This is a genomic window from Aquibium sp. ELW1220 (assembly GCF_030398385.1).
Classification (GTDB): domain Bacteria; phylum Pseudomonadota; class Alphaproteobacteria; order Rhizobiales; family Rhizobiaceae; genus Aquibium.
On record NZ_JAOAOQ010000026.1, the window covers coordinates 1 to 13,700 of the forward strand.

Annotated in this window: 16 protein-coding genes; 3 read left to right on the forward strand and 13 right to left on the reverse strand. The window is 64.9% G+C overall.

Going from position 1 to position 13,700, the window contains the following annotated elements; translation table 11 throughout:
- The 11 genes from N1F91_RS20455 to N1F91_RS20505 all read right to left on the reverse strand — a co-directional run.
- A partial coding sequence (locus N1F91_RS20455; RefSeq protein WP_289995021.1) for a phage major capsid protein occupies nt 1-643 on the reverse strand: 643 nt, incomplete at its 3' end.
- Nucleotides 644-657: 14 nt separating this feature from the next.
- Nucleotides 658-1,164 (reverse strand): HK97 family phage prohead protease, encoded by a 507-nt coding sequence (locus N1F91_RS20460; protein WP_289995024.1) that lies wholly within the window; start codon nt 1,162-1,164, stop codon nt 658-660.
- Nucleotides 1,165-2,394: a phage portal protein gene (locus N1F91_RS20465; protein ID WP_289995025.1), complete on the reverse strand. Its 1,230-nt coding sequence runs from the start codon at nt 2,392-2,394 to the stop codon at nt 1,165-1,167.
- Complete coding sequence (locus N1F91_RS20470) at nt 2,395-3,048, reverse strand: hypothetical protein (RefSeq protein ID WP_289995028.1); 654 nt, start codon at nt 3,046-3,048, stop codon at nt 2,395-2,397. It lies immediately after the preceding gene.
- A gap of 944 nt (nt 3,049-3,992) precedes the next feature.
- Nucleotides 3,993-4,451, reverse strand: coding sequence for a hypothetical protein (locus tag N1F91_RS20475; RefSeq protein ID WP_289995029.1), 459 nt, complete (start codon nt 4,449-4,451; stop codon nt 3,993-3,995).
- A 17-nt stretch (nt 4,452-4,468) separates the two neighbouring features.
- A complete protein-coding gene (locus N1F91_RS20480; protein WP_289995031.1) occupies nt 4,469-4,681 on the reverse strand; it encodes a hypothetical protein in 213 nt (70 codons plus the stop codon).
- A 248-nt stretch (nt 4,682-4,929) separates the two neighbouring features.
- Nucleotides 4,930-6,240 (reverse strand): AAA family ATPase, encoded by a 1,311-nt coding sequence (locus N1F91_RS20485; protein ID WP_289995035.1) that lies wholly within the window; start codon nt 6,238-6,240, stop codon nt 4,930-4,932.
- Nucleotides 6,221-6,478 carry a hypothetical protein gene (locus N1F91_RS20490; RefSeq protein WP_289995037.1) on the reverse strand — a complete coding sequence of 86 codons (258 nt, stop codon included), beginning with the start codon at nt 6,476-6,478 and terminating at the stop codon, nt 6,221-6,223. The genes N1F91_RS20485 and N1F91_RS20490 overlap by 20 nt, the downstream gene beginning before the upstream one ends.
- Nucleotides 6,479-6,567: 89 nt before the next feature.
- Nucleotides 6,568-7,149, reverse strand: coding sequence for a DNA N-6-adenine-methyltransferase (locus N1F91_RS20495; RefSeq protein ID WP_289995038.1), 582 nt, complete (start codon nt 7,147-7,149; stop codon nt 6,568-6,570).
- Nucleotides 7,146-7,361 carry a helix-turn-helix domain-containing protein gene (locus N1F91_RS20500; protein WP_289995040.1) on the reverse strand — a complete coding sequence of 72 codons (216 nt, stop codon included), beginning with the start codon at nt 7,359-7,361 and terminating at the stop codon, nt 7,146-7,148. Before N1F91_RS20500 ends, N1F91_RS20495 begins: the two co-directional genes overlap by 4 nt.
- Nucleotides 7,362-7,467: 106 nt before the next feature.
- Complete coding sequence (locus tag N1F91_RS20505; RefSeq protein WP_289995042.1) at nt 7,468-8,562, reverse strand: tyrosine-type recombinase/integrase; 1,095 nt, start codon at nt 8,560-8,562, stop codon at nt 7,468-7,470.
- Nucleotides 8,563-8,675: 113 nt separating this feature from the next.
- Here N1F91_RS20505 and dusA point away from each other — a divergent pair, with 113 nt between their 5' ends.
- From dusA to N1F91_RS20520, 3 genes are all read left to right on the forward strand, one after another.
- Nucleotides 8,676-9,689, forward strand: coding sequence for a tRNA dihydrouridine(20/20a) synthase DusA (gene dusA, locus N1F91_RS20510; protein WP_289995044.1), 1,014 nt, complete (start codon nt 8,676-8,678; stop codon nt 9,687-9,689).
- A 134-nt stretch (nt 9,690-9,823) separates the two neighbouring features.
- Nucleotides 9,824-11,731, forward strand: coding sequence for a methyl-accepting chemotaxis protein (locus tag N1F91_RS20515; RefSeq protein ID WP_289995045.1), 1,908 nt, complete (start codon nt 9,824-9,826; stop codon nt 11,729-11,731).
- Nucleotides 11,732-11,892: 161 nt separating this feature from the next.
- Nucleotides 11,893-12,726 carry a sulfite exporter TauE/SafE family protein gene (locus N1F91_RS20520; protein ID WP_289995046.1) on the forward strand — a complete coding sequence of 278 codons (834 nt, stop codon included), beginning with the start codon at nt 11,893-11,895 and terminating at the stop codon, nt 12,724-12,726.
- A 7-nt stretch (nt 12,727-12,733) separates the two neighbouring features.
- Here the strand turns inward: N1F91_RS20520 and N1F91_RS20525 are convergent, their stop codons facing one another.
- Both N1F91_RS20525 and N1F91_RS20530 read right to left on the reverse strand, forming a co-directional pair.
- Entirely contained in the window at nt 12,734-13,435 is a 702-nt protein-coding gene (locus tag N1F91_RS20525; RefSeq protein ID WP_289995047.1) for a TIGR02281 family clan AA aspartic protease, read from the reverse strand.
- Nucleotides 13,435-13,674 carry a DUF1289 domain-containing protein gene (locus tag N1F91_RS20530; RefSeq protein WP_289995048.1) on the reverse strand — a complete coding sequence of 80 codons (240 nt, stop codon included), beginning with the start codon at nt 13,672-13,674 and terminating at the stop codon, nt 13,435-13,437. Before N1F91_RS20530 ends, N1F91_RS20525 begins: the two co-directional genes overlap by 1 nt.
- Nucleotides 13,675-13,700 lie beyond the last annotated feature (26 nt).

Consider the following 13,700-nt stretch of genomic DNA (forward strand, 5'->3'; position numbering starts at 1 on the left):
CTTCCAGCCGGCCGAACTCTTCGGCCAGGTCCATAGCGATTTCGGCCTCGACGTTGACCGCGGCGTCCTCAAGAAGCTGAAGCGAAACGTCGACGTAGCAAGCCGCCTCGTGGATCGGAATTTCAATCTGCCCGTACGCCGACTCGGTGCCGGTGCGCGTCTCGGTTTCGCCTACCCAGGATGCCGTCGGCGTGCCGGTACGCCGAGGAAGGATGACACTTCCGGCCGCGGTTGAGCCAACGCGTGCGGCCTGTCGGACTGGCGAAAATTCTACAAGGTTCTTGATGACTTCCGCCTGGAACTCGGCTGGCGCGAGATAGCCACCGCGGGTGTCGTCCGCGACAACGAGCGCCTTGGCTTCCTCTCCCGGCATGCGCTGCTCGCCCAGCCGCAGGAACGACTTGAAGGCCTTGCGTTCTGGCGTGACTTCGTTGTCGGTGCCCTTGACGACGGCCGGACGATTGAGCTTTACCTCGAGCTTGTCGAGCCGAGCAGCAAGGCCATTGTCGGTCGCGGCCTTGGCTTCGACCGCGGCAATCCGCGTCTCGACGGATGCCTGCAGGTCGGCAAGCGCCTTGGTCACGATTGCGGACGCGTCGTCGTCTTCGCCCTTGAGCACAAGGGCGGTATTGATGTTATGCATGTTGTAGGATCCTGTTAGTTGGAAATCCGGAGGGCGCGCGCCGTCCGGTCGATAGCGGCGGCAAGCTGAAGCGCCTGCACCGCTGATTTAGCGCTCGTAACACGCGCGCCCGGATGCATCGGGATGGCCACTAGTGATGCCTCCAGAAGCTCCAATTTCGTGATGGTTCGCCCGCCGCCCTTACGGGGTCCGGACTTCCTCGTGATGAAGCCGATACTGATGCCGCGAACGGCGCCGGCTTTCACCAGCGCCCGAACCTCGTCGGCCCGCCGCACTTCGCCGACCAGAATTCGGCCCTTAAGCCGCAAGCCGTCTTCAGCCTCGACCGCTTCCGTCCAGGCGCCGACCGGGTCGTTACCGTCGTGCCCGAACAACATGGGCAGCGGCAGCACAGCTTCGGCGAACGCGCCCTTTTCGATGACGTCGCCGACACGGTCGGGCGTTCCGAAGGGCCAGGCAAGGCCCTCAATCGCGCCGTTGTCGTCGGTCGCGAATTTGGTCTCGATGAATAAGCGCTCCACCTATGCGGCCTCGCGATTTCGGTTGTCGTTGGCGGGTTGCGGTGCCGCAGCGCCGGCCTGGTTAGCGCCCGTGTTCGGGTTGGCGTATGCGTCGCCGCCGTCGTAGGGCGGCAGGGATTCCCATGCGCGCGCTTCGTTCGGCGACAGCACGCGCGCCGATATGAGGCTGCTATACGCGGTCGCGCGACTGCCAAGGTCGGCCCGCGTAAGGTCGTCGCGTTCAAACCAGATGCGGAAGTTCGCCCGGTCGCTCGGCTCAATCAGCGCCCGCGTAAGGGCCGCCTCAAGTGCCTTCAGCCACGGTTCAAGGCAGTAAGTCAGGAACTCCCTGCCCATCTGCTCACCGTTCGACCACGTCACGCGGTCCATGCTGTAAATCATGGAAGGCGGCACGCGGTACGCGCGGGCGATTTCGTCAATCTGTAGCTTGCGCAATTCGAGGAATTGCGAGTCCACCGAGTTGAACGATAGCGGCGTGTACGTGCCGCCCTGGTAAAGAATAGCCGTCTCGCCGCCCTTCGACGCGCCACTAAATGCGGCGCGCCAGCCGGCCTTGATCTTGGCTACCGCGTCCTCGCCGATCTTGGATTCCACCGGGAAGGAAACAACGCCCGCCGGCCGCGCACCATTAGCGAAGAGCTTCGCCGCGTGCTTTTCCATGAGGTGCGCAACGCCGATCGCTTCGGCAGCCAAGTTCAAAGGCGACTTGGTGAACGGGCCGCGCAAATGGATGACGTCGCGCATGGCGACCGGCTGCCCCGACAGGCGATAGGTTGGCTCGCCAGTGTCCGCGTAATCGACCGAGATAACGGTCTCGCGGTAGTGCAGCAGTTCGGCGGGCTTGCCGTCGACGCGGTTGACGTACGCCAAGCCGCCCTCATTCCGGACGAGTGCCTCGGCGACTAAGTCGCGAATGAACTCGTAGCCGGAAAGCCAATCGTTCGCCGCGCCGCGAAGCAGGTTGCTTGCCGGGTGCGTGTCGTCGTCTGTCCATGACGTGCCGTCTTTGCGCTGGACTTTGATGTCCAGCGTCGCCGCGGCTTCGCTGATAACGCGCACGGCGGCAGCCACGGCCGGGACCGTCAACGCGACGCTTGCCGACACTGCCGCCGTGCCCTCGATCGTAGCGCCGAGCGCGGCCAGCAGTTCCTCGTTGGGCGCGGCCAGCGACTTCTCCTCGACGGCAGGCGCCGCGGCCACGGGCGCGGTCTTGCGTGCGAACGGCCACATTTATGCGGCCTCCATCTTGGCAAGCTCGGCTTCAACACTGGACTTCCAGTCGGCTAGCGGACGCCCGTCGACCGACGCGACGCGAAAAGGGACCGTGCGCCGTTCCATGCCGAGTCCAAGGTCGCTAATGATCCTCAACAGCGCGAAGCCGCCAAGCGACATGGACTTCTGACAAGCCGCGGCTAGCTCCGGGCGCCAGGCTGTGCCGTCCGCGGTTAGCGCCCATTCGACCGGGTCGTTGTCGGTATTGCTGGCCCTGATGACGAGCGCCGGCCGGGATCCGCTAACAACGGAAATGGCGCTGCGCATCGTCATGACGACCAGGTCGTCCAAGGGCGCCGTCTGCAGGTTGGCCAGGCCGGTGAACATCTTCGCAAGAAGCTCGTCGGCAATTAGCCGGCCGTCGTCATCGTCGAGCCGGAACGACAAGAACTCTTCGGTCCGCGCGGCGACGCTGTGCAGCGGCGCGTCCGTGAGCAGCGCAACGACAAGCGCGACGACTTCGGGCATATCGATCTGCTCGGGCGCGTTCCGGTTCATTGAGATCGGCAGTAAGCCCGCATCCTGCAGGCGACGGGACACGGACCGCACGCGCGACGCCGGCAGGCCGGAATGCCGCGCAACGGCATCGGTAAGGGTGGCGACGGTCGGCATTGACGCGTCCTTTCATTTTTAAGTTTTGCGTGGTGGTGGCGTTAAAAAAGGCCACCCCGAAGGGCGGCCGAATTCGACCGGCTGCGGCTCAAAGCAGGACGCAGCGGCGCAGCCGGGAACCAGCACGCGAGGAGGGGCGCGCGCCGATTTGTTGCCCGCGTCGCCGTACATCCGGGCTAACGCGGGCGGCCCGCGCATGTCGCGGGAAACTGATGGTGTGGTTCGGAAGGCGCGCGGCAATACGCGCTGCCTCTACCCCTCCCGCTTCCGGAAGGGAATCTGGGGCGCACAAATTGCGGTCCTGTATACGCCAAGACGAAAAGCGTAACGAATCCGGTGATAGGGAGGCGGGAAGATGCTTCCCTTCTACCTATCTCCCCACGAATTCGCGGAATGTGGCGGTTGGCGGTGAAAACATCTACGCCGCGCCGAAAAGCGCAATGATTTCCGCGTTTCCGAAGCCGGCCTTTTCGGCGACGATTTCTCGGGTTTTTCGCCCGTCTAAATGTGCAAAATTTTGCACATTATCAGCGGAAGGTCGCCCTCGCCGCTCACCCATCTCGGCGCGAAGGGCTTCAGCGATGGCAACGCGCCGTGCAGGTTGCGCGGTGGATTGAGTTGACTGGAAATAGAATTGGCACAAGTTGTGCCAATTCCTAAGAATGGCCGGCCCGAATCCGGCGTCCGCGCCTCGTCCCGCGATTTGCCGAAACTGTCGGCGGTATCAATTGATACCCTCGATCCAGAATGCTTCAGGTTCGCGTTGCTGCGCGCCCGTGCTTCGCCTTCGCGTGCGATTGCATAGCGGCCGGCCCAATTCCCCGTCGGTATCAATTGATACCCTCGGGGCCGCGTCTCCCCGACGTCGCAAATTTGCAACGCCGGGGCCAAACGCCACTTCGGTGCAAATTTGCGCCGAGGTCAGGTCCGTCCGCGTGCCCTGCCTAGCCCGCGACGCTCCAATCGACCGACCGCGGGGGCGGCTCCTTGAACGGCACGTCCACCTTTGACGCGCGCCAGGCGGCCCGGTTCTCGACGAGCAGCCGGTCGACCTTCCGCTGCAAGGCCGCTTCCCGCTCGTGCGCGGCCTTCTGCTCGGCGAGCATGGCCTCGGCGGCATGAATGGCGAACGCCGCGGCGCATAGCCGTCCTGCCGCCCAGGCGCGCCGCTGGGACGCTGTAGCGTACGGCCCGCACTCGCCAGCCACCTCCAGCGGCATGCCGTCCACGAGGCACGCACAGGCCAGCGCGGCTAGACCTTGCCGCTCAAGGATGGTGACTACTTCCGGGGAGGGTTTTTCGGCCCAACGCGCTGCGGCCTGCATTGCCTCGTATGCCGGCGCGCCATAGTCGGTCGAAAGGCCGTGCATGGCCTGCCGGAGGTTTTTGTTGGCTTGGCTCATTTGGGCTCCTTCGGTTGTCAGCCTGCCGCGGTCGGGGCGGGCTTTCGGATAAGGTCGGCGCGGTCGATATAGAAGCTGCCGTCGGAGCCTCTTATCTCGACAAGGTACTTCGGATCCGCTCCCGTCGCGTCGATGCCGACAACACGGCACAGCTGCCAGGTTTCAATCGTCTGCCCGCCGCTCAGGTGAACGGCATGGTGGGTGGCGGTGTAAGGGTCGATTGCGAACATTCGTCTGCCTTCAAGGCCCGCGCGGTCGGTCTGGAATGGGCTGCATGCATGTGTTGCTCCTTCGCTGCCGGGTTGGCGGGTGGTTGCTCGTCGTCGCCGTAGCGACGTCTTTAGGGGTGGTTGCACAACCCGGCCTTCCAGCCGGGGGGGGGTGCTTCCACCCCAATGGGGGGTATGGGGGGTGGAAGCAGCAGGGGGGTGGTAGGGGGGTGGTAGGGGGGTGGAATTATGCTGGAACACCCCTCCGCCTACGCCGCCTCCATGTCCTCGGCCGGCCCGTAGTCTTCGGCGGCAAGCACCAATCGCTGGCGCCGCTTCGAGGGCGGCCCTTCGGACTTGACGCGGACGAGGTCGGCGGCAAGCAGGCGGTGCATGGCGCCCTCTAGCTGCTTCTTCGTAACGCCAGCCGCCTCGGGTCTTTCCGCCATGACGGAAGGCGCATAGTTGACGCCCTTCGTCGGCGCGACGCGTTGGCCGGTGCGGGTGATAGCGGAAAGCAGCGTGCGGAATATCTCGTCGTGCCGCCGGGTTAGAAGCGACAGCGTTGGCGATGCCTTGCCGTCGTCCAGGACGAAAGCGCCGTCTTGCCAGCGCAGCCGGATTTCCCCGCCCGACTTCCCGTAATTGTTCTTCTTGGTCGTCAGGATTCGGCAGTCAGGGTCGGCCCCGTCGCCACCGGCCGCGGTGAGATACAGCCGGGAACGGACGCTGTTGTTCCATGCCGTGCTGCCCGACGAGCCGCTGCCGCTGCGCATGCCGTCAACGGACGGGTGAGCAAGCAGGACGATCGCGGCGTCTATCTCGATTGCCAGCGTCCGCAACATGGCGATGAACTGGCGCACCTGTGCGCGCTTGATCTCGTCGCCGCCGAACAAGTCCGCGGCCGTGTCCAGCACAATGAAGGACGGGCGATAGTCGCGACAGTAAGTTGCCGCCGCCTCCCACAACGGAGTCGCGCGCATTATCCCGGCCCGGTCGGGAACCGATAGCAGCGCGTCAACGTCGGCAAGTGGTACGAGGCGGAAGTCGGCAAGGTCCGCGAAGTCGCGTCCGTGCGCCGCGAGGATATCGGCAAGCCGTCGCTGGAACTCGGCCGGCTCGTCCTCGGCGCCCATGTAGACGACGCGCCCGCCTTGCGGGTGCATGTCCAATGTGTCGACGGCAAGCGCGCTAGCTGCGCCAAGTTGCAACGCCAGAAGGGACTTGCCCACGCCGCCGTCGCCGGCCAGGATTGTCACCTGCCGCATGGGGATAAGCCCCTCGACAAACCAGCGGCGTTCCGGAACGGACTTCCCTTGCCAGTCGGAAGGGTTGACGAGCGGCAGGTTGTCATTCGCGGCTTGCGGCTGCTCCTTCGAAAGCGGCCCTTGCGGAACGTCCAGCCGGGCGATTCCGCTTGCTGTGAAGCGGATAGTGACCGGCGTGCCGCGCGTTGTGATTGCGCCGATTACTAGCCAATCGCCGTCCGACTGCTCAACCAGAATGCCACCCCATTTCGAAGCGTATTCTGCGGCGCGGTCGGCCCTGCTTTCCGCGGTGCTAGCGGCTAGTGCGGTCACTGGCGAATCCTTCGCGAAAGGCTGCGCACGCGGCGCGCGTAATGGTGTCATTCAGCGGCGTCGAGAAGGTCGCGGCGCGCGCGCCGTGCGAGCTAGGGGCGTATGTCAGAAAACGCCCGTCCTCGGCCTGCACGAGCTTCATTCCGAACATGCGGATGTCGTCGGTTAGCTGCAAATCGAAGTGCGCGACGGTTCGCCCGGTGCCTGGTGGCGCCGGCCGGATTGCTAGGATTTTCAAATTCGTTTTCCCGTTTCTGTAAAGGGTTCGCCGGCTTGGCGCCGGTCTTGCTTGGTGCCCGCCCGCGGCGCTTGCCGGGCGGGTGGGGGTCAGGCTGCGCGGAAGAGGTCGCGCCGGTTATCGTTGGTCGCCAGAGTTGTGCCCACGAAGCCGACAGCGGAGAACACCTCCTCAAAGCGCCGGTGCTGCCGTCCAAGATATGTGAATACCTGCCCCATCGGCGGGGTTCGCCCCAGCGAACCGCACGGCTTCACAAAGCGGATGCGCCCGCGAGGAAAGCAGACAGAAGCCTCTCCCGTCATGGCGTGAAACCAAGCCGTGTCTGTGCTGTTGTTCGTGAGAACGATGGCCTCTGTAGTTCTCCCCGCCTCATACTCCGCAAGAAGTTTTCCGATGAAGCGTCCAATTAGTGCACGGCTGTATGGCGGATTCATCCACACGCGCCCGTGCCATTCTTTATCGAGCCCGTTAGTCTCCGCGGTGTAGAAGGTTGCTGCCTTCACGGTCTTCTGCGCGTGTTCGTTTGACGCCGGGTCGACGTCAATTTGCCCCATGACCTCACGCGCCATCTCAACATAGCGGGCCGGCGTGTACCATTCGTCGTTCCCCGTAAAGCGGGTGCGATGGGTGTGCGGTTGGTTATCGTTCGCAACGACTAGGCCGGCGCTCATGCAGCCGTCCTCTCGGCCCGACCATTGTCGTTGGCAAAGTCATAAACTGCGGTGCGGCGGTTTGCGGCGAGCCATGCGTCAAGGTCTTCAGGCATGTATCGAACGCTTCCGCCGTTCTTCAAGTAGACAGGGCCGTCGCCGCGCATCCTCGATTTGTTCAGCCACGAGACTGATTTTCCAATGCGCGCGGCAGCATCCTTCGTGGTCAGCATGAAGCTGTCCTTCCGTGGGTTCATTCAGATGTGGGGTTCGCTCCGGCGTTGCCGGTTGCACAGCACTATAAAGGTTGCGAGCGCGCCCAGCGGCAAGGGTTTTTTTTCAACTTTTTTCCGCGCCTGGTTGGGCCGTGGCGATCTGCAGCCATTTCCAGCCGGCATACTTGTCGCCGGTCTCGCGAATGTGCGTGTAGCGTTGCAGGCTTGACCAAGACCTGTGACCGGAAACCGAAGCGGCCTGCGGGATGGTGCGCGCCATCTCAAACAAGCGGGAAACGCCGTCGTGCCGCAAATCGTGAAAGTGCAGGTCGACTATTCCAAGCACCTTGCAAGCACGAGTGAACGCAGCCCCGATGGCGTCAGTGCTAAACGGAAAAATCTCCTTGCGTCCCCGCGCCATCGAGTGCGCGATCGCAAGAGCTTCTTCTGGTAGCTCCACCCAAACATCGTTGCCGGCTTTCTGGCCGGGGTGCTTCATGTCACGAACGAGGATGCGGCTATGTGCGGGATCAAGATCCGACCAAAGGATACGCGTAATCTCTTCCATGCGGCGGGTGGAAAAGATCGCGAACGGCACAATCTTGTGCATCGGCGCTGATTGCGGAGCGCGCTCTTGCCGATCGACAAAATGCTGCATCAGCAAGTCAAGCTCGAGCAGGGTAGGGCGCCTGTCGCGCTTCGAAGATTTGCTCGTCTTCTCAAGGCGAGTGAGGACGCGTTGCGCCGCCTGCATCTCTGCGTAGTCCAAGTCGATTCCCCACGCTGCCTTGGCGTCACGGAATATGGCGGCCAGGTGCGAGATGTAGTTCGCGACTGTCTGCGGCTTCCGATCGCCCGCCAGAAGGTCGTCAGCGAACCCCACGATATCGGCGCTGCGGATCGTACGGCAGTCTTGTGCGGCTATGGGATAGCCCTTGATGCTGCGTAGAACCTGTTCCTTGGTTCGGCCGATAGTCCGCCGCTCGGAAAGGTACTTGTCGATTGCGTCCGCAAGGGTGGTTTCCGGCTTTTGCAGGGCCTCTATCGCGCCGGGTTTGTCTAGTTCAGCCTCCCGCCAAGCGGCCCAAGCCTTTGCTTCACGCTCTTTGCTGAACGTTTTGGCTTCCCGCCAAACGATCCGCCCGCCTCGCTTTTTCACTATCTGAGCCGTATATCCGTGCGAGCCGTCCTTGCGCTTGCGCGCCGTGATAGTGCCCATGGGTACAACATTCTCCCGGAGAGGTACGACATTGTTGTACTACGGGTTGAAAAACGCCGCAACTGTGGGAAAAAGACTGACACGACAGGAACCAATTGGATAGAGCTAAACCGTTGAATCTGTACGAAAATAGAGCCAAATCATTGAAACCGGTGTTCGCCGTCGCACCCATGATGGACTGGACGGATCGGCATTGCCGCTTCCTTCACCGGCAGCTGAGCCGGCGGGCGCTGCTCTATACGGAGATGGTGGTCGCGGATGCGGTGATCCATGGCGACCGGTCGCGGCTGCTGGGTTTCGATCCGGCGGAGCATCCCGTCGCGCTGCAGCTCGGCGGCAGCGATCCGGAAAAGCTCGCGGCGGCGGCGCGGGTCGGGGCCGGGTTCGGCTATGACGAGATCAACCTGAACGTCGGTTGCCCGTCCGACAGGGTCCAGTCCGGCACATTCGGCGCATGCCTGATGAAGTCGCCGGCGCTCGTCGCCGACTGCGTCGACGCGATGAAGCAGGCGGTCCTGATTCCGGTAACGGTCAAATGCCGGCTCGGCGTCGACGACCAGGACATCGAACCGGCGCTTGACGAACTCGCCGACGGCGTGTTCGCCCGCGGCGCGGACGCCCTGTGGGTCCATGCGCGCAAGGCCTGGCTGGAAGGGCTCAGCCCCAAGGAAAACCGCGACATCCCGCCGCTCGATTACGATCGGGTGTATCGGCTGAAGGCGCGATATCCCAACTGGTTCATCGGTTTGAACGGTGGAATAAACTCGCTGGATGAAGCGGCCGCCCATCTCGGCCGCGTGGATGGTGTGATGCTCGGCCGCGCGGCCTATCACACGCCCGGATTGCTGGCGGGGGTGGACGACCTTCTGACCGGCGGCGAGGCGGGCCATCCGACCTTGGTCGATGTCGTCGAAGCGATGGCCGCCTATGGGCAGCGCCACATCGCGGCCGGCGGGCGGCTGGCACACGTGACGCGCCACATGGTGGGCCTCTTCCACGGTCGCCCGGGCGCGCGGCGCTACCGGCAGATCCTCTCCACCGACGCGACCCGTCCCGGCGCGGGTCCGGATATCCTGCGCGAAGCCTTTGCGGCCGTTGCGGAAGGTCCCTCCAGCGCCGCTGCCTGATGCCCCGGCGACACCCCGCCGGTTGAGAAGCCGCGACGACCTTGCGCGATCTGCGGGAGCGGGAACCAGTCGTTAAGGAAAATCGGCAACCCTAGGACGACTCGGATTTGCGGGTGGGCTTTGAAGGGGAACCGATGGCTTCGCTGAACACGAAGATCACGGGCGGCGTCGCGCTGTCCGGACTTGTCTGCGCCTTGACGGCGGGAACCGGCGTCTATGTCGCCAGGAATCTCGGCGGCGAACTGAACAGTGCGCTGCAGTCGGCCGAGGTGCTGCGGCATCACATGCAGGCGGATATGATGCATGACGCGCTGCGCGGCGACGTGGTCTCCGCCATCCAGGCCTCCTCCATCAGCATCGGCTTCGACGCCAAGGAGATCAAGCAGGAGTTCCTCGAACATTCTGCCACCTTCACGGAGTCGATCGAAACCGCGCGACGTCTGGCAACCGATCCGGAAGCGATCGCGGCGCTCGACCATGTCACGGAGCCGCTGAAGGCCTACCAGGAACTCGCCGCGAAGATCTTCGACGAGACCGGACGGTCGAATTTCGGCGCGCAGGAAATGTATCCGGCCTTCAAGGCGCAGTTCGATACGCTCGAGACCGCCATGGAAGAGGCCTACGACAAGATCCAGGCCGCCGCGGACCGCGAGGCGCAGGGCGCGGTCGAGGGCGCGGCAATCGGCCAGTACACCATGCTGGGGCTGCTCGCGCTCGGCATCCTCCTGTGCGGCGCCATCGTGGTGATGTCGCGCCGCCAGGTCGTCAAGCCTCTGCTGGAGGTGACGGGGGTGCTGGAACGACTGTCGCGGGGCGACCTCTCGGCGCAGCCGCCGAAGGCGCAGCGCAGCGACGAGATCGGCAAGATGAACCATGCGCTCGACGCCTTCCACAAGGCCGTCGTGGCGCGCCAGGCCGAGCTTCAGGCCGCCGACCAGCGCGAGGCGCTGGAGGCGGAACGGGCGCGCAACGAACAGCTTCGGGCGGAATCCGAACAGGCCCAGACGCAGGTCGTCTCCACCATCGCGAACGGGCTGGCCAGCCTGTCGCGGGGCGACTTCACGGTGCGGCTCGACCAGGCCTTCCCGAGCTCCTACGAGAAGCTTCGCCACGATTTCAACGCGACTGTCGGCTCGCTGTCCGAGACGATCGCGGCGATCCTCGCCTCGGTGGCCGCGATCCGCAGCAGCTCCGGCGAGATCTCCCGCGCCGCCGACGACCTGTCGCTGCGCACGCAGCAGCAGGCGAGCGGCTTGGAGGAAGCGGCCGCGGCGATCGGCGAGATCACCGAAACCGTCAACCGCACGTCCTCCGGCGCCCAGCAGGCGCACGACTCCGTGCGCAGCGCCAACAGTGAGGTCGACCGCAGCGGCGACATCGTCCGCCAGGCCATCGAGGCCATGAGCGGCATCGAGAAGTCGTCGGGCTCCATCGGCCAGATCATCGGCGTGATCGACGAGATCGCCTTCCAGACCAACCTGCTGGCGCTGAACGCGGGTGTCGAAGCGGCCCGGGCCGGCGAGGCGGGGCGCGGCTTCGCCGTCGTCGCCCAGGAAGTGCGTGCGCTTGCCCAGCGCTCGGCGGAAGCCGCCAAGGAGATCAAGTCGCTGATTTCGTCGTCGACCGAGCAGGTCAACCGCGGCGTCGACTTCGTCGGCGAGACCGGCCAGGCGCTGACGCGCATCGCCGAGCAGGTCCGCAAGGTCAACGGCATCGTTTCCGACATCGCCTCTTCGGCCCGCGAGCAGGCGAGCGGCATCGGCGAGATCAACACCACCGTCGACCAGATGGACAAGGTGACCCAGCAGAACGCTGCCATGGTGGAAGAGACGACGGCCGCGAGCCACCAGCTGGCACGCGAGGCCGAACAGCTTGCCGCGCTGGTCGGGCGCTTCCGCATCTCCGGCCAGGGCTCGGCATCCTCCGGGGCATCTGCGCCGCGTGGTGGGAGACCTGCGGTCAGTGTCTCCTATACGTCCGACGGCAACGCCGCCCGCAAGGTGCAGGTCGAGCAGGATGCCGACGAGTGGGAAGAGTTCTGACCGACTTCCGCTGCGACCAGTACATGTCATCGGCCGGGCCCAGAGCCCGGCCGTTTCGTTTTGCGCCCATTCCATCGACCGCGGCGCCTGTCCCGAACCGCAGACGACGCGGTTTACATCCGCGAGCTGACCCGCTAGCCAGCCGGTCGAGAGGGCCTTGCATGCTTCCGACCGAAATGCCGATGGGCGAGATCGCCAGTTTCGCCGCAGGCGTCGCCGTGGCAGGCGCCGTGTCCGGCGTGTTGGCAGGGGTGTTCGGCATCGGCGGCGGGGCCGTGCTGGTTCCCGTCTTCTATCAGGTCATGACATCGCTCGGCGTCGACGAGGCCGTGCGGATGCATGTCGCGGTGGCCTCGTCGCTCGCCATCATCGTGCCGACCTCGCTGCGTTCGTTCCAGGGGCACCACGCCCGCGGCGTCGTCGACATGGCGCTGCTGCGCAGCTTCCTGATACCGGTACCGCTCGGCGTCCTCGTCGCCACGATGATCGCCGCATCGATCTCCAGCGACGGGCTGCGGCTGATCTTCGCCATCATCGCGCTTGCCGTCGGCCTGCGTCTCGCCTTCAACCGCGAGTCCTGGCGGCTGGGGACGGAGATACCGGGAAACCCTTGGCGCGCGGCGATCGGCTTCGTCATCGGGCTTTTGTCGACCCTGATGGGCATCGGCGGCGGCGTTATGAACAACACCTTCATGTCGCTGTTCGGGCGGCCGATGCACCAGGCGGTCGCCACGTCGGCCGGCGTCGGCGTGCTGATCGCGATACCCGGGACGATCGGCTACATCTGGGCCGGCTGGGGCGATCCGCGACTGCCGGTGGCCTCGACCGGCTACGTCAACTGGATCGCGGTTGCGCTGATCCTGCCGATCACGCTTCTGGTGACGCCTTTCGGCGTCAAGCTCGCGCATGCGATGAAGAAACGGCACCTCGAGATCGCCTTCGGCGCGTTCCTGCTCTTCGTGTCGGCCCGATTCTTCTGGAGCCTATACGGCTGATCCCCGCTCAGTCGCGCAGGATCATGACGTCGCGGCGCACGTCGAAGCCGGACAGCGAGCCGATGAAGTTCATGCCGAGCAGGCTCTGGCCGAGCGAGCCCGGCGCGGCGACGAGAACCGGCAGGCGGCGGCGCACGATCGAACCCACTCCGATCTCGTCGACCGTCGCGCGCGCCGCCCGCGCCACGCCGTTGGCCGTCGAAATGGGAATGCCGTAGTCCAGCGCCTGCGGATCGATGCCGACGCGCTGCGCATCCTCGGCCGACAGGACGGTGGACGTGGCGCCGGTATCGACGATGAAGTCGACCGGGACGCCGTCGACGACGGCCCTCGCGCCGAAATGGCCGTTGGAGAGCATGTCGAGGCGGACGGCCGCGTCGGCATCGCCGAAGGTCATCGACAGCGGGCTGCCGGGCACGAGGCCAGCGGTGACGCGATGCGCGACGTCCTGGAGTTCGTAGCGGTACTGGTAGCCGCCGACGAGGACGAGCAGGACGACGAGCCAGCCGGCCGCCATCTTGAGGCTGCTGCCCAGGCGCGCTCTGGAAAAGACCACGCCAGCCCCGATGACCAGCGCCAACGCAGAGAGCTGGATGATGCTGGCGAAGGCATCGCTCTGGACGCCCATCACCGTGCCCGCGTCATGGTTGATCACCAGCAGGATCAGGCCGCCGACGATGATCACCATGGCGATCCAGAACAGTCGCATCAGTCGGTCTCCGCCGTTCCGCGCTCGCGCGCCATGCGTGTCCGCCGCGTCTCGCGGCGCGGGCGGCGCTCCACCGTTTCCAGCCGGGCGGGGAGTTCGGCCATCACCGCGCGGCGCTCCGCCGGCGCCATGGCGATCCAGCGACCGATCTCCACCTGCGTGCGGCCGCAGCCGAAGCAGTAGCCGGTCGTCCGATCGATCGAACAGACGAGGATGCAGGGGGATTCGATCGCGCTCATGTTGTCCTTCCGGCCATGGCTTCAGA

What these genes read in the sequence shown, in the direction of transcription:
- N1F91_RS20465 (WP_289995025.1), bottom strand. Translation starts at nt 2,394, where the DNA reads ATGTGGCCGTTCGCACGCAAGACCGCGCCCGTGGCCGCGGCGCCTGCC.
- N1F91_RS20470 (WP_289995028.1), bottom strand. Translation starts at nt 3,048, where the DNA reads ATGCCGACCGTCGCCACCCTTACCGATGCCGTTGCGCGGCATTCCGGC.
- N1F91_RS20475 (WP_289995029.1), bottom strand. Translation starts at nt 4,451, where the DNA reads ATGAGCCAAGCCAACAAAAACCTCCGGCAGGCCATGCACGGCCTTTCG.
- N1F91_RS20480 (WP_289995031.1), bottom strand. Translation starts at nt 4,681, where the DNA reads ATGTTCGCAATCGACCCTTACACCGCCACCCACCATGCCGTTCACCTG.
- N1F91_RS20495 (WP_289995038.1), bottom strand. Translation starts at nt 7,149, where the DNA reads ATGAGCGCCGGCCTAGTCGTTGCGAACGATAACCAACCGCACACCCAT.
- N1F91_RS20500 (WP_289995040.1), bottom strand. Translation starts at nt 7,361, where the DNA reads ATGCTGACCACGAAGGATGCTGCCGCGCGCATTGGAAAATCAGTCTCG.
- N1F91_RS20505 (WP_289995042.1), bottom strand. Translation starts at nt 8,562, where the DNA reads ATGGGCACTATCACGGCGCGCAAGCGCAAGGACGGCTCGCACGGATAT.
- N1F91_RS20515 (WP_289995045.1), top strand. Translation starts at nt 9,824, where the DNA reads ATGGCTTCGCTGAACACGAAGATCACGGGCGGCGTCGCGCTGTCCGGA.
- N1F91_RS20520 (WP_289995046.1), top strand. Translation starts at nt 11,893, where the DNA reads ATGCTTCCGACCGAAATGCCGATGGGCGAGATCGCCAGTTTCGCCGCA.
- N1F91_RS20525 (WP_289995047.1), bottom strand. Translation starts at nt 13,435, where the DNA reads ATGCGACTGTTCTGGATCGCCATGGTGATCATCGTCGGCGGCCTGATC.
- N1F91_RS20530 (WP_289995048.1), bottom strand. Translation starts at nt 13,674, where the DNA reads ATGAGCGCGATCGAATCCCCCTGCATCCTCGTCTGTTCGATCGATCGG.